Source organism: Edaphobacter sp. FHG110511_03, from assembly GCF_059115365.1.
The window spans coordinates 396,530-412,165 of record NZ_JBZYWL010000006.1 but is presented as its reverse complement, the minus strand read 5'-3'; the positions used below and the strand labels follow the sequence as shown (position 1 = coordinate 412,165).

Here is a 15,636-nt window from a genome sequence, read left to right as displayed (position 1 = left end):
ATACCATTGATCGCTGTCTGGCTATGTTCATTACTACAGATCAGCTCTAGCCTCGTCCGAACGTTTCGTTGTCCGCGAGAAAAGCATTTGTTGATACAAATCGGTCTGGCGAACGAGAACCGAGTTCCATTCCGAGTTTCGTCTGGCAACGTAAGCGTTCACGTATGCTGGTAGACGAATGAAACTCCTCGCCATCGCAATCATCACGCTTGCCGTCCCTGGCCTAGCCCAGCAAGCTATCACCTGGCGCTTTGATAACCTGACTAAAATCGGCGGCGCGCAGGTCACCACAGTTGGCAAGCCGCAGGTCGTCAACACGCCCATCGGCACGGCCATCCATTTTGAAGGAAACGGAAATAGCAACAGCAGCAACCCCGAAAGCGGCAACCCCATCGGCGATGCGCTCTTTATCAACGCCGCTCCACTGTCCGGCGACGCTACCTATACCTTAGAAGTCATATTCCGCCCGTCCTCGAAAGGTGCGCCTGCACAACGCTTCTTCCATATGCAGGACAGCAACTCACAATCACGTCGCATGTTCGAGATTCGAATTGTTAAGAACCGGTGGTGCCTCGACACCGTCGGCATCGATGTAGGTCACGGTGCCGAGCAGCACGGTGTCACTCTGGTCTGCGACGCTGCGCATCTCCATCCACTCGATCGCTGGTACGCCATTGCTGCTACCTACGATGGCAAAACCCTCCGCGGATACGTCGACGGCGAGCTGCAAGGTGAAATCGTCGTCTCCTTGGCGCCGCTGCCGCCCGGCACCACCTCAGTTGGCACGCGAATTGACAAGCGGGACTTCTTCACCGGCGATGTCTACTCCGCACGCTTTCAACCCAGCGTTCTTTCATCGGCAGCTTTTTGGAAAGTCCCCGACTCGACCAGATAATTAGTCAGAAGCACATTTCAACCGACACAATCGCCAACCGAAGACCCGGCTTCATGAGCACCAGGTCAACAGGGCGAAGATAGCTAGGTATCTGTTTCTGGGCTAGAGCTTCGGCATCGACAGAGTGAGACCGTCCCTAAGGCGGGGCACCCCTGCGGCGGAGATCCTTCATTTCTTGATGTAGGAAATCCTCTGAGTGTGTCTCTCGGAGCTCCCGCCCGGCGAAATTCTTCTTCGTTAATTGAAATTAGTCTCCCCGCGATATTTAGGACTAAACTTGTCGTATATTTATCTCATACCAAATTGGTCCGAATTTCATCATTATGCTTCTTCAATCCCAAAGCTCAGGTTGGTACCACTCCAAATGAACCTCCGGCGCCTCCTCTTTTGGTTTCATCTGATTGTTGGACTTGTTGTAGGTCTGACGATCTGCTTCTTCGCGTCGACCGGCAGTATCATGGCATTTCAAGGCCAAATCATACGTTTTGCGGAGCGAAATATCTCCGTTCCGAAACGTGAACAGCCTCTTCCATGCTTAGCCCCGAGCCAGTCTCTTGGCAAATTAGAGGCTCTGATTGGCGCTACTCCCACATCGTTCGAGGTCTATGCCGATTCGCGCACACCAGCCCTGATCATGACCGCTCCAGACCGGATCTTCCTGGTCGATCCTTGTACCGGAGGACTCCTTGAAAATGGGCCTAGCCGAGTACGGGCATTCTTTGCCCACGTACGGGATCTCCACCGTTATGCCGCCTTTGGCGGAACTCGCTACCAGGCGCTACACGCGCTTACAATCGCTGGCAATCTTGGATTCCCGATCCTGATTCTTAGCGGATTGATCCTCTGGATCCCCAGGCAGTGGAAGAGGGCGCATCTTCGGAACGCATTGACCGTCCGCCGCCAACTGAAAGCGCGGGCACGCAACTGGAATCTCCACACCGTGGGTGGATTTTGGCTCGCTCTGCCGTTGTTGACCATTTCGCTCTCAGGATCGGTCATGGCCTATGACTGGGTTAATACTCTGCTCTACAAATTGGCGAGATCGTCGAATCCGCAAGGCAAAGAAGAGAGACCAAAGGTTGTCAACCTCGGAAACGTTGAGCTTCTGGACAAGCTCCTTCCACTCGTGAAGCAGGTGGATCAACGCTGGAATAATCTGACGGTACGATTTCCAATCCCATCCAATGGAATCCCCTTTGCTCTCGATGAAGGATCTGGATCTCGACCGCAAGAGAAAACCCAGCTGGTGCTCTCGAAGAGTGGCAGGCTGACGAAGTTCGATACCTTCGACAAGCTTCCACGCGGTAGACAGTGGAGACTCTACGGCCGCTTTCTCCACACGGGTGAAATCTTCGGCTGGCCGGGACAAGCGGTGGCCTTTCTCGCTGCAATGGCCGCTCTCCTGCTGGTGTGGACCGGGTTCGCTCTGAGCATTCGCCGATTCATAGCGTGGAGAAACCGAAAAACCCGCGCACGAGAACGATCTCCAGTTTTAGAAATCGCCTAGATATCACTTTGACGCGGCTCAACAGGCTGCACTCGCGGCGCAACTGAAAGGACTCCACTTTGCCTAATCATTTTGGGCTCACTCTCGCTTTGTCTCTTTTCCTGTCTCTGAATGCTGTGTCGCTGGTGGCGCAGACGGAAGTGCCAGAAGGAATGGACCGGCGATCTTCGATTCATGGCAAGCTCAACGCTCAGGACGGAACCGCTGTATCCGGAGCCCTCGTCAAAGCCACGGACAACAAGGGCCGCAGCTTCACGGGATCATCTTCGGCAGATGGAAGTTTTTCGGTCACTGGACTATACGCTGACACTCCCTACACCGTTGTGGTGGAAGCACTCGGCTTTGAAACGATGCGTCGCGACGGAATCCTGCCCGCGGAGACGAATCTTGACCTGTCTCTCCACGTGGATCCATTGCAGCAGGAGATTACTGTCTTCGCGCAGGACGACCTCTTAAAAACTACTTCTGACATATCCTCAACGCTAACGCCTAGAGAAGTGGCTCAGCTTCCTTCCGTAAGCCGCAGCCTCGCCCAGTTTGCGCTTCTCGACGTAAGAGCGAAGAATACTGCGGGGTCGGGATCGGACGGAAGGACAGGAACGAGGCTCTCACTCAACAATCAGTCCTTCCGCTTCACGCAATATCTCTTGGACGGCAGTACGAACTTCGACTTCGTCCTGTCCAATGGTCCTCAGCAAAACGTATCTCTTTCGTCTGTCGGCGAGTTCACCGTACAAACAAATACCTTTCCTGCTCAATACGGCCGTGCCAGTGGCGGTGTTGTGCTGATCTCCACCAAATCGGGAACGGATCAGTTCCATGGTGAGGCATTCGCATTTGTGAGGCCTTCAGGCATTCAGGCTGCTCCTCCGGTCTCCACCTTCCATGTCCCCAACTCGAAGCTGCAGTGGGGCGCAACCATCGGCGGCCCGATTCAACGCGGACGAACGAACTTTCTTACCTCCTATGAACAGCTCCATCAGGAACGCGGCGCATTTATCCAGTCTCCAGCTTCAGGTTTCTACATCGGAAAGCTGGACTCCTATATCGGGTTGGCACGCATCGATCGCAAGTGGAGCGAGCACCAATTCACAACACTGCGATTCAATGGCGACTACCTAACCACGAATAACCTGAACGATTTTGTCGGTGGCTTCGTTCAATCGAGCGCTGCTCGTACAGACGTTCAGCAAAGCGTCGCAGGACAACTCACACAACGATCGCTTTTTGCTACGTGGCTTAACGACTTCAGGGTCTCCTATGCCAGCGCACTTCCACTTTGGTACACGCCGATCAGTTCAAGCATCTCAATTGTTCGGCCCAGCTATGCGACGACTGGCGGATCGTCGATTGAGCATCTCCGAACAGGAGCATTCCAGGTGATGGATACCGTCAGCAAGACTTGGCGGCAGCATCAGTTCACCTTCGGAGGCGATTACCTTCACGAGAACGCGGGCTATAATCTGATCTCAACTCCCCTGGGAACCTACACCTTCGCAGCCGGACCTCCCACACCGGGTCAACAACCGTTGCGTTACAACGCGACCGTCGGAAACTCGATCCTGAGCTATGGACAGGAGTTGATGTCGGCCCATTTCCAGGATGACTGGAAGGTCTCTCCGCGATTCACCGCCAACCTCGGCGTACGCTACGACTATCAGTCGAACGCTTCCGGAAGAACTAATCTCCAGCCGCGACTCGGACTGTCTTGGAATCCCTTCGGAGATGGAAATACCATCGTGCGTGCCGGAGCGGGATTGTTCTACGACCAGCTCTATGGACAACTCCAGAGAAACGCTCTCAATCTTGGACCAGATTCCACGACCGCAAGTTACACCATCGCAAACCCGTCTTATCCAACGCCGCCTCCAGTCAGTGGCACTCAGGATCGCCGTGACATCTACATCCTTGGTTCGACGCTAAACAATCCCTACACGATGCAGGTCTCTGCAGGAATCGAGCAGCGGCTTCCCCGTGGCTTTGTCCTCGAGCTCGATGCAGCATTCCTCGCATCACGGCGCCAACTCATCCTTGTAAACCAAAATGCGCCTGTACCGTTTATACGAACCGCGCCCGGACAAAGCCGAACTGCCGCCGCGGCGAATGCCACCCGCCCTACGTTGAACTACCGCAGAGCCGACGGAACTACAATTCCGGTTGCCAACGTACAGCGGGTAAGCAACGCGGGAACCTCGCGTAATCCTTCAGGAGAGGTAAGGATTCGAAGAAACTTCGCCAACCGTTTCGAGTTCCAGGCCTCGTACCTCTACAGCTCGAACATCACCAATGTCTTCTTCACCGGCGGCAACAACACCGGAACTCCAAGCGTCTCGGGTGTTACTGCCGGGGAGAGCGGCCCTTCCGATTACTTCCAACGCCATCGCCTGGTCGCTTACGGTGTGGTGGATCTGCCTTACGCCTTCAGATTGAGCGGAACCACAACCGCGGCGAGCGGGCTGCCGGTAAACCCACTCACCGGCCTGGACAATGACGGAGACGGCATCGCAAGCGATCGTCCAGTTGGTCTCTCACGCAATTCCTTTCGTGGCCCCCTGCAGGCACAGACCGATCTCGCCATAACGCGCACTTTCTCCATGTTCGAGAGTGTGAAAATCGAAACCCGGGCTGAATTTGCGAACGTCCTCAACCACAATAATTTCCTGAAACTGACAACGACCTATGGAAACACCGCAAACCCGGGGAGCGCCTTTATGGTGCCGCAGGCGGGCATTCAAAACAGCGATCCGGCACGCCAGATTCAATTTGTAACGAGAATTCTGTTCTAAGCGACTGCGCCTCATCGCCTCAGTCTTCGTTCAAGAGACTCAGGTCGTTTCACTCTTCAGCGAACAGCTCAGACGGCAACAGCGAGTTCGTCACTGCCTCTTCCCCACTCGCAAAACCACGACTAAGTAGAAAACGAACCCAAACGCAATCCATGCAGTCCGCGCAAAACCAAGAAAACTAGACTCTCCCTGAGGGTGGGAGTACTGACAGATGCTTTACGTTTTGTACCGGAGACCGGGTTTACAAGCTCCTTGCGGCGAAGAAGCCCCTCACAGATTGCGAGCACCGCCTCAAAACCGCCGAAGATTCTCGCAATATGTCGAAGCTTGACGAGAGCCGGGCTGCGTTATGCAGCCCGGCTCGCTATTGTCTGCCTCCTATGCGTCACGCCGGTCTTGGATGGGCTTAGACGGAATAGGGCCTTCCGTTGACGATGACGTTTTCGAGCCTGAGGTCGGTAACGCCGGAGGTACTTAGCATGTCGTTCTTGATGGTGACGTCGAAATCTTTCAAAAGAACGTTGCTAATGTCGGTTTGGCCGACGTTGGGCTTTATGGTGCCGAAGGAGGTGAACGTGCCCTTGATGCCGACGATGTTCAGGTTCTTGACGACGGACTTGGGCGGCTCCATGCCTTGAAGATCAAAATACTGCGACCACGGCGCCATGTTGATGATGCCGCTGGAGGGGCCTTCCGAGGTGATGTTGCGGAAGGTGATGTCCTCGTAATGCTGGGGAGTGTCGGGGCGCAACTTGAGAGTTGCTATACGGACACCGCCAGTGATCTTACAGTCTTCAGCGACGACGTCGCGAACAATGGTGGCCTCGCTGCCGCAGGTGAGGACGCCGCCGCCGCGCTTGAAGGTGCAGTTGCGGACGCGGATGTGCTCAACGGCCGGACTGTCCTTATCCTGCATAGCGCGCGGCCCCTTGGAGCCTTTGCAGGCAATGCAGTCGTCGGTGACGGAGAAGACGCAGCTATCGACGGTGACGTTGCGGGAGCTGTCGATGTCGATGCCGTCGGTGCTGGGCGCCTGCCTGTAGTCGTCAGGCACCTGAAAGTGGACGTTATGCACAAGAACGCCGTCGTTGTCGTAGAGATGGCAGTTCCAGAACTGTGAATCCTTGAAGGTAATGCCTTCGATCTTGACGTCCTTCGAGCTTTCAATGAGCGCGAGCCGGGCACGCGGCATGCCGGTATTCGCAAAGCCTTTGTTTTCGGCTCGGTTCTTCCAGAAGAGCTCCCAAATGGGCATGCCGGCACCGTCGAGGATGCCATCGCCGGTTAGCTGGAATCCATCGCAGTTCTTCGCGTTGATGAAGGCGGGGGTGAAGTTGTCCATAAAGTGGCCTTCGATGCGGGTGCGCTGCGGGGGGAAGTTCGAGAGGTCGGTGGAACACTTGAGGACGGCGCCTTCGGTGAGGCGCAGGTTGACCTTTGGTCTGAAGAAGAGAGCGCCGGAGACGAAGACGCCCTTGGGGACGACAACGGTGCCTCCACCCTTGGCGGCCAGCTGATCGATGGCAGCCTGGATGGCCTTGGTGTTCACGGTGGAGTCGTCGGCGACCGCGCCGGACTTGGTAATGAGGAGCTCTCGAGTGGGCGCGGCGAAGGCTTTCGCGGCGAGCGGCCACAGATGAGCCGAGGCGATGATGGAGTTGAAGCGGCGGCGGGAGTAGCGCTCGATAGACATCAGCAGATCCTTAGGAGGGTTTCAGGGCCGAGTGATCACAGGTCCCGATTTCTGATGATCCGCTGTCGAGAGGTTTGTTGTCCAATATTTGTTGTCTCTGAGAACTCTACCGCTCCTTAGTTAGGAGGTCGGGAGATACTGACAGTAGACTGTTGAGTCATGGGACGAACATTCCGCCTGCTCTGTGGTTTCAGTTTGGCACTCCTGCTGATTCGGTACGTATGAGGCGATATTCGTCGCGCCGGTTGAGGCAACAATGGGAGCAATTTACCGAATTTTTTACTGGCATCTCCCGATCAACATCTCGGCAGAGATTTTTCCGCACGTAAATTTACTCGCGTCCGTTGCTTTTCTTTTTACTCGCGAGACCAAGCCCGCCCTAGCTGCGAAGTTGGATTCACTCGCTCTCGCTGCGGCGGAAGTAACAGTGCCTTCAGCGGCCACCGCCAAGCGTGAAGGGGGTTACAGCCGCTAATTTCCAACTCTTCTCAAGACCTGACTAGTTCAAAGTGACTACTCATCCTCAAGAATAAATCTTCTCCAGTGGGAAACCAACGCGCACTGGTAGGCACTGATTATTTAGTTAGTGGTCGCTGTTGAGAGCGGCATTCCCGTAGTTCCCGAATAGAAAACTATAATCACCAGAGGTTCCGCGCCTGAGATGCCCCGATGGATGCTGTCGACCGTCTCGGAGACGGCTTGCCCTGCAACGAAATGCTTTTCGGTGCCGTCCTTTTTCTCAATTGTGAGCTCGCCCGACAGAATGTAGCCGGCGTTTGGCATCGGATGCGAGTGCCACTTCATCGTGGTATGTGGCGGGATCGTGATTTTGAGAACCGTAATCTGGGGCTGCCCGGCAGGGTAGGCCTTATACGGCGTGCCATCCCATGAGGAGGTGCTCTGAATAAGAGTTTCGACCTGAATTGGGGAGGATGCGTTCTCTGCTGCAGCGAAGCAACGGAGAGACGAAGCAAACAGTACAACAGCAATCATGAATTTCAAGCGTTCTCCTGTATGAAACTGATTTGTGAGCCTACGAGATCGCAGATGATGTACTCTCTCTCGCATTGCAGCTCCCATTTTCAATAACACTCAGCTGGCCGATGTATTCCCTAGAGGAATCGGTATGGAGTTGCGAAATCTGCGGGCACTGGTGGAGCTCGTCGTCGGACACTTTCGTGGGGCAATAGAGTTGTTTGCCACGCAGTCGGTAGTGAGCAAAGCCGTAAAGCAGTTAGAGTTAGCCTTCAGCAGGTTCAGGTCGCAGTCATTTCGCGCTTTAGCCGCACCGTCGAAGCTACCGAATCTCTTTCAACTTTGGCTGATTGGCAGACTGTAGTTTTTGCGCCAAATCAGTCTGACGGGTCGCATCTTCAGTCCTCCCCAAGAGACGATAGGCCTGTCCAAGCAGGCTATGTGTCATGGAATTACCGGGATCCATCTTCGCTGCGCGTTCGAGGTACATCGCAGCGTTTACGCCATCCTGACGTTTCAACAGCACCTTTCCTAGCAGGATGTAGGGTCCCGTCGAATTCGGCTCCAGGAGCAGAGCCTGCTGCAGGGCCTGCTGTGCTCGGGTGTAGTCCCCCGCTCTCGTATATGCATCACCTAATCTGTCATAGCTGCTTGCTTCCAATGGATTCTGAACGCGCTCTTTCTCGAACTCTGCGATTGCATCGTCAAGATGCTCCCCAGCTAGCGCAATTTCTCCTAGCAACACATGCGCCATCGGCAGTTTTGGATCCAAGTCAAGCGCTTTTATTGCAGACTCCTTCGCGACCGGAACATACTCACGACGCAGAAACATGCGGGCTGCCAATAGATAGGCGGCCGCGGAATCTGGAGGGAATCCATACTGGCTCGCGAAGGCGTGGCGGGCATCGTCGTAACGACGAGTATCGATGTAACAAAGTGCTAAAACATAACTCGGATCTGTTCTCGTCTCCTGAGTCCAGTTGTGCGCCTCCTCGAGCAGCGGAATCGCTTCAGCCGGCTTGCCCAAACGAAAAAGCGTTAAGCCGCGCATCTGTGTTGCTTCTTCATCGCGCGCGTCCAACTTGAGCGCCGCAGCGAACGCGGTGTCCGCCTCCGCAAAACGATTCTGTGTATAGAAAGCAACTCCCCGCAACCTGTCAACGCCAGCAACATTCGAAGACTGCGATTTCAATTGATCGAGCTGTTGTAAAGCCTCCGCAGCGTGGCCGCGATCGATCATCTGACGCAGTTGAGTGAGGTTAGCAATTGAATGTGAGGGCGCATTCACCATGTTCGCGCCAGATTGTTGTCCTCTTGCAGAGGACACAACCGCAGTCACCGCGAACAGCGTCAATACCCTCCTAAGCGACTTTAGAAGATCCATGGTGAACATGAGTTTACAGACGAGGGGCACTTGCGGCCCCCTTATTGACATTCATCGAAGAAGTTCAGAACTGCACTCTGAACACGAACTGCAACTGGCGCGGGTTGGTGGACCCATCGACTCCGGGACCAGCATTGATGGAGCCTGCCTGCTCGATATTGCCGTTCGGATTTCCGTAGTTGATGTGATTGAAGACATTGAAGGCATCCATCCGGAACTGGAGGGAGAGCTTTTCACGGACGGGGAAATTCTTCTGGACAGCAAGATCGGTGTTGAAGAAGCGAGGCCCAAAGACGCTGTTCCTTCCGATAGTTCCGATCTGATCAAGTCCTGGCGCAGTAAATACCCCCCCCAGCGTCTGCTTGTCATAGAAGGAGAGGTTGTTGCCCGGGAACCCAGTTTTACGAGACCGGAACGATTCGGGACGGCCGTTGACCAGGCACGGCGCGGAAGTGGGTATACTTGCGTTGCACGATCCATAGGACAGCGTGAACGGCAGGCCGCTCGAATAGGTAAGCACCGGACTGAGCTGCCAGCCTCCTATAATCTGATTCATCCACCCACTCGCCCCGCTCAGGAACGGCTTGTTTCTTCCGAACGGAAGTTCGTACAGGCCATAGATGATGATCTGCTGCTGACGAAGGGCGCTGTCTCGGCCTTTCACAGCACGCTTATCCCACGTTGAAAAGTTGGTGGCATAACTTACGGCACGCTGCCAGGCGTAATTTGCATTGAGCTGAAGCCCGTGACTGAATTGCTTCGCGAGCGACACCTGCAGTGCGTTGTAATGGGTGTCAAAGTTATTGGCGTAATACGTTATCCCGTTGGTCCACAGACATGGCCCATTGCAAGCAGGAAGAGTTCCGCCGTAATACCGTCCAAGGTAGACCTGATTCGAGACTGCGCCGCTGGCCGTAATTAGCTTACTTCCCGAAGCCCCGTTCAACGTGCAGTTGGGACCTGCCGGGTAGCAGTCGCCGCCATTCGGGTCGTAGTGCAGTGCCTGCCCCGTGATGCTGTATTGAGCAGGAAGGAAGATCGCAGCCTCGTTCGGATTCGTGGTATTGCCGCTGGTATCTCCGAGGGTATGGGTTCCCTTGTTGCCGACGTAGGCGACGGTCAGCGAAAGTGTGGGCGTAAACGACTGCTGCAGACTCAGGTTCCACGCATCGAGCGTCGGCAGCCTCAGGCTATTGGGACGAGCTCTGGAATTAACCTGGGCACCGGGATTTGGAAGCAGCCCATTTGCCGGAACCGCGATCGGAGTTGGAGCCGGCGGCCCCTGCGTGAGCGTAAACGCGGAGCTGGTGAGGCCCCCCGTCGCCGTAACCTGCTGGCTGGAAAGCACGGGAAGGTTCTGGGTTGCGGCGTGTCCGAAGATCGAGCCGAAGACGCCGATATCGAAGCTGCGGCCGTATCCGCCTCGAATCACTAAATCAGGACGAACCTGGTAGGCGACTCCAATCCTCGGGCTATACGTATTGGTGGCTCTTCCCCAGTTCATGTTGCTTGCGACTGTTCCGACATCGGCGACATTCAGATAGCCGGTGTTCAAATCAAGCAGAGCACCATTGCCCGGTGCATTGATGGTCTCCGGGAAGTAGAACTCATAACGCAGGCCGTAGTTAACCGTCAGCTTGGGAGTGGCACGCCATGTGTCCTGAACGTAGAAGAAGGTTCGTTTCTGAAACTCCTTCGCGTTGGTCGAGGTGCTGACGAACCGCTGAAAGTTGGTGACCTGGCCCAGCGCGAAGGTCGCGAACCCAAGACCTCCCTGCTGCCCCAAAGCCGGGTTCGAGGTAGGTCCGGTCCCGAACTGCAGGATTCCTGTACGGTCGTTGTCGCTCGGTACGCGCAGATTTCTGGCGTAACGAAGGTCTGCGCCGAACTTAACCGAGTGATTGCCGAGGATTTTGGTCCAGTTATTGACGATCTGGTACTGGTCTTCGCGCTGCGTGAGCGGGCAGTTGCAACGGTCGACGTTCAGGCCCGCTCCGTACTGGGAGCCCTGGCTCTGAGGATTGTTCGGCTGCCCTTGGGAACCCACCTCGGTGAGTTGGAAGCTCGGGGCTCCGCCGGTGGCGAACACGCCGGTGTTCATGCCTGGGATTCCTAGTTGGTTGGCGTAATCCACGTTCTGGTTGTACTTCGTGTTGAGGATGTTGTAACGGAAGTAGCCAAGGCGAATGTCGGTGACCAGCTTAGCGTTGAGTGCAATATCCACCCCAGCCGCTGCGCTGTCGTTTGCGCCATTGGAGTTTCCACCGAACTTCCCGATGCCGAATCCTGCGCCACCGGCGGGACCGAACAGCGTAGCGCCGGTGAGAGTGTCGGTAAAGCGGCTGAAGCGGCCGAAGACATGAATCTTCTCGCTAGCCTGCCAGTCACCCCGCACGTCCCACTGATCGCTGTTAAACAAACCCTTTCCACCGGCCGAGTAGTTGTTGATCAGGCCAGGGAACCTGCCGGAGAAGTTGTTCGGTGCGTAAGGTTGCAGTTGAGCGAAGAAGTTCTTCGCCTGCTGGGAAACCTGCGATGCAGGGATAACGTTCCCGGGATACGGCTGGCCGTTCGGCTGGTAGATGATTCCTGCTCCCGCCGGAGTCACCGCAGTGGCATATTCGCTGAAGTCGCAGCCCGGAATACCGCTGGGGCCGACCTGCTGACCGAGACAAGTCCTGACCAGCAACGCGGACGGCACGGTCTGAAGAGCGGAGGAGCCAACCTTCTGGCGCACGCCCTGGTAGTCGCCAAAGAAGAACACCTTATCCTTCAGGATAGGACCGCCGATCGAGCCGCCAAACTGATTCTTAAGGGCCTGCGGAAAGTTCGTACCAGGCCCCTGCGTAAACGGATCGCGTGCGAGATTTGCAGCGCTTATTCGATACTCAAACGCGGATCCGTGAAATTTATTCGACCCAGACTTTGTCTGCGCGGTAACCACCGAAGAGACAGCTTTACCGAACTCCGCGTCGAAATTCTGCGTTGTGATCTTCGACTCCGACAAAGAATCCAGATTTGGATTCACGACAATAATGCCCAAAATAGGATCCTGGTTGTCCGTTCCATCCAGTTCGTAGGCGGTACCGGCAAAGGCCTGGCCGTCGACCATAATCTGTTTGCTGCCCTGCGGATTCTCGCTGGCTGCGTGACTCCACCCCATCTCTTGTGCACCCGGCAGCAGCAATTGCAAGCCGGTGAAGTTGCGGTTGGCAATTGGCAGGTCCACAATTTCCTTCGACTGAAACACCGTCGATACATCCGCTCGATCTGTCTTCAGTAGCGGCACCGAGTCGGCGGTAACCTCGATGGTCTGGTCTGGGGAGCCCACGGTGAGACTGATCTGCACCTTCACAGAAGTATCGGCAAAGACCTGGATACCTGACTGTTCAAAGCCCTGAAATCCCGGAGCTGCGACCTTCACGTTGTAGACGTCCGGAATCAGGTGGTCAGCCGTGAACTCGCCATTCGCATTGGTTTGAACTTCGCTCGTCGTTCCTTTCGCAACATCCGTTACTGTAACGGGCGCGTTCGGCACCAAGGCACCGGAGGCATCGGTGACGGTTCCATAGATCGAACCGTAAACAGCCTGCGCTTGAGTTGAAGTCGAAGAGATTACCAGGAAGACGACAGACAATATTAATAACTTGATTAGACTCGCGACGCTCATGGCAAGACTCTCCTAAAAGGATGCTGCTCAGCCTTGTCCCATTACCATGAGGTGCTTTTGCGAACGATCGGACGCGTGTGTGGTTTCGCAAGCTCCTCTGGCTGAGACAGGATCTAACTCCGGGGATTCAGCACTGCTCGCAGCAAAAATCACAAGCCCTGTTCGAACGCGAACGATACTCGCATTGCAGAAGAGTGTCAATGGCAAGGCAATATTTGTCGTTCCAGATGCGACTCTAGGCGCCGAACTCCTGCCGTTACGAGCCTTATTGGTCTGACCTCGCCTTGGTTTTACTCTTGTCCGTTTCATTCCAAAAATATTGCTGCTTGTGCGCGCAGCGGAGAGTGTACCCCCATGCAATGGGACGATACAAAGAACGCTGGATTCAGTACCGCACATTCCACCTGTTACTTTCGCTGCGGACTGTGTCAGCAAGAACGTCAAGACAAAGCAATAGCGCAATCGGTCATTGCCATGCGCAGACTCGGACCCACACCGCTGACACGATCATGCTCGATACCACCAATCCCCCGGCCCTCTCCTGCATGCCTAAAGGAAGCGCTGGCCATCGTTCCATCCTTGTTGTCCTTCACCGACGAGCCAAAAAGCATCTCCTTCGACATCCGGAAGGACCATCTGCCCCGGATCGATATCCACACACTCTCGCAAGCGACACCTCGCTGGAACATCAGAGCAGCCTCACCGGAATCACGTTACCTGCTTACGCTGTCTGGGGCGCGAGCCTGAAACAGAAAAGACTACTCAGAGAGCTTATGTAAGCTACCGTTGCGAAGCCCGCTCTTCTGGACGTAGGATTGCATTCAAATGCGAGGATGTCTCACGATTCGTTGTTTTCTGGGCATCACATTCTTTTATCTCTTGATGGCTGGCGCCGCATATGCTCAGAGCAGCAGTCCATCGCCCCTCGCCACCGGAAATATCAAAGCCGCCAATGCCGCTTTCCTTACCGGTTCCGAAGCCTACCAACGCAATGACCTCCGCACGGCCCACGCGCAGTTTGCCCGGGTTGTACGCCTCGCTCCTAACGTCGCTGCCGGACATGCCGCGTTTGGCACCGTACTGCTTGCCGAAAACAACCCGAAGGCAGCTGTCTCCGAACTGGAGCTGGCCCACAAGCTTGACCCGCACGATACCAACGCCATCCTCAATCTCGCTCTCAGTTATCTTCAGCTTCATGACAACGCAAAAGCCATCCCCATGTTCCAGGCCGTAGACGAAGCGCATCAACCGCTTACTCCTCAGCAAGTGATCGCCTACGCCAGCGCACTTGAGGCCTCCTCTCAATTTGCAGCCGCAAAGGTTCGTATCGAAGAAGCCCTCACAGCTTCGCCCCAGAGTGCCACGCTTTATGATGCCCTTGGCACGTTGCTCGCGCAGCGGGAGCAATACAGTGAAGCCGAGCCACATTTCCAGCGAGCGATCGCCCTCGACCCTTCGCTTGCCTCGGCGCACTATCATTTAGCCTCCCTCTATCTTGCGGAAGGCAATCCAGCCAGCGCAGTGGCGCCTCTCACAGAGGCAAGCCGGCTCTCAAGCAGCAACCTTGAATACTCTCTTCAACTAGGCCGCGCGCTTCGTGCCGCCAATCAGGATGAGCAATCTATCGCAACACTGCGCCGAGCCCTGCAAGTCGTTCCCACTTCCATCGACGCAATGTACGAACTGGCGCTCAGCCTTCAGGCCAGTGGAAACGCAAGCGAGGCACTCCCCCTGTTCCAACAGGTTGCCAAAGTCCGACCGCAGGATGCTCCGACGCTCATCAACTATGCTCTAGCTCTCGTCCAGGTCGGCGACGCTAAAACTGCTATTCCTCTTTACAAACGAGCTCTCACACTCACCCCCTCCAGCCCAACGCTTCGCGAAGATCTCGGTGTCGCCTTCCTGCAGCAGGCCGATATCGACCATGCCATCGAACAATTCCGCGCAGGTCTCGCCGTCGATCCAGCCAACCCTCACCTCCATTACGACCTTGGCCTTGCCTACAAGCTCAAGGACGATATCAATGCCGCAATCCCCGAGTTTGAGCAAGCGGCGAAACTCGATCCTACACTCCCCGATCCGCCCTATACGCTCGGCATCCTCTATATGCAACTCGCCCGATTTCCCGAAGCCCAGGTGGAGCTTGAGCGTGCCACCACATTGCAACCGGGGCATGGCGACGCATGGGCAATGCTGGGCAACGTTTACAAGCAGAACGATCAGCCTGACAAGGCCATCGCTGCTCTCCGGCAGGCCATCCAGCTAATGCCAAACCAGCCCAGCCCGCACATCACCCTCGCCTCCATACTCGTTCGGCAGGAGGACACGACAGGCGCCGCATCCGAACGCAAAATTGCGGCAGACTTGAGCCGCCTGGCCGTTAGCCGCCAGCGCGCGAATTTCTCCCTCGACAGTGGACGAACCCTGCTGAAACGCGGCCAGATGGCCGAAGCTATTACGCAACTCCAGGCGGCTGTCGCTGCTGATCCTGATTACGCCGAAGCCCACGCTGCCCTCGCCGAGGCGCTCACACAACAGGGCCGCACCGCCGATGCCGCGCTGGAGCGGCAGCGAGCTCAACGGCTGGCACAGGCGCAACCACCTAAACCGGATTCACATCCGTGATTTATGAAGCGGGTGTCCGATCCAATCGGTGTAGCCCTTATATAGAACAACACGTTGCCTCGCACTCAACCTTTCTCTATACTTCACGCACCGTGGCCATG

At 55.7% G+C, this 15,636-nt stretch carries 8 protein-coding genes; 4 read left to right on the top strand and 4 right to left on the bottom strand.

Features of this window, described 5'->3' with window-relative positions; translation table 11 throughout:
- Nucleotides 1–178 precede the first annotated feature (178 nt).
- The 3 genes from AC5S26_RS24135 to AC5S26_RS24125 all read left to right on the top strand — a co-directional run bounded on the left by AC5S26_RS24135 (nt 179) and on the right by AC5S26_RS24125 (nt 5,188).
- Entirely contained in the window at nt 179–895 is a 717-nt protein-coding gene (locus AC5S26_RS24135) for a LamG-like jellyroll fold domain-containing protein (protein WP_494187504.1), read from the top strand.
- Between the two features lie 364 nt (nt 896–1,259).
- Nucleotides 1,260–2,402: a PepSY-associated TM helix domain-containing protein gene (locus tag AC5S26_RS24130; protein ID WP_494187503.1), complete on the top strand. Its 1,143-nt coding sequence runs from the start codon at nt 1,260–1,262 to the stop codon at nt 2,400–2,402.
- A gap of 59 nt (nt 2,403–2,461) precedes the next feature.
- Complete coding sequence (locus AC5S26_RS24125) at nt 2,462–5,188, top strand: TonB-dependent receptor (RefSeq protein ID WP_494187502.1); 2,727 nt, start codon at nt 2,462–2,464, stop codon at nt 5,186–5,188.
- Nucleotides 5,189–5,594: 406 nt separating this feature from the next.
- Here the strand turns inward: AC5S26_RS24125 and AC5S26_RS24120 are convergent, their stop codons facing one another.
- The 4 genes from AC5S26_RS24120 to AC5S26_RS24105 form a co-directional block, all read right to left on the bottom strand.
- Complete coding sequence (locus AC5S26_RS24120; RefSeq protein ID WP_494187501.1) at nt 5,595–6,881, bottom strand: glycoside hydrolase family 28 protein; 1,287 nt, start codon at nt 6,879–6,881, stop codon at nt 5,595–5,597.
- A gap of 579 nt (nt 6,882–7,460) precedes the next feature.
- Nucleotides 7,461–7,874, bottom strand: a complete 414-nt coding sequence (locus tag AC5S26_RS24115) for a cupin domain-containing protein (protein WP_494187608.1) — start codon at nt 7,872–7,874, stop codon at nt 7,461–7,463.
- A gap of 304 nt (nt 7,875–8,178) precedes the next feature.
- A complete protein-coding gene (locus AC5S26_RS24110) occupies nt 8,179–9,210 on the bottom strand; it encodes a tetratricopeptide repeat protein (RefSeq protein ID WP_494187500.1) in 1,032 nt (343 codons plus the stop codon).
- A 94-nt stretch (nt 9,211–9,304) separates the two neighbouring features.
- Entirely contained in the window at nt 9,305–12,910 is a 3,606-nt protein-coding gene (locus tag AC5S26_RS24105) for a TonB-dependent receptor (protein WP_494187499.1), read from the bottom strand.
- Nucleotides 12,911–13,735: 825 nt separating this feature from the next.
- On the opposite strand from AC5S26_RS24105, the gene AC5S26_RS24100 reads away from it, so the two are divergent.
- Nucleotides 13,736–15,535 (top strand): tetratricopeptide repeat protein, encoded by a 1,800-nt coding sequence (locus AC5S26_RS24100; RefSeq protein ID WP_494187498.1) that lies wholly within the window; start codon nt 13,736–13,738, stop codon nt 15,533–15,535.
- Nucleotides 15,536–15,636 lie beyond the last annotated feature (101 nt).

Coding starts and splice junctions, on each gene's coding strand:
- AC5S26_RS24100 (WP_494187498.1), top strand. CDS start 13,736: ATGCGAGGATGTCTCACGATTCGTTGTTTTCTGGGCATCACATTCTTT.
- AC5S26_RS24135 (WP_494187504.1), top strand. CDS start 179: ATGAAACTCCTCGCCATCGCAATCATCACGCTTGCCGTCCCTGGCCTA.
- AC5S26_RS24115 (WP_494187608.1), bottom strand. CDS start 7,874: ATGATTGCTGTTGTACTGTTTGCTTCGTCTCTCCGTTGCTTCGCTGCA.
- AC5S26_RS24130 (WP_494187503.1), top strand. CDS start 1,260: ATGAACCTCCGGCGCCTCCTCTTTTGGTTTCATCTGATTGTTGGACTT.
- AC5S26_RS24120 (WP_494187501.1), bottom strand. CDS start 6,881: ATGTCTATCGAGCGCTACTCCCGCCGCCGCTTCAACTCCATCATCGCC.
- AC5S26_RS24105 (WP_494187499.1), bottom strand. CDS start 12,910: ATGAGCGTCGCGAGTCTAATCAAGTTATTAATATTGTCTGTCGTCTTC.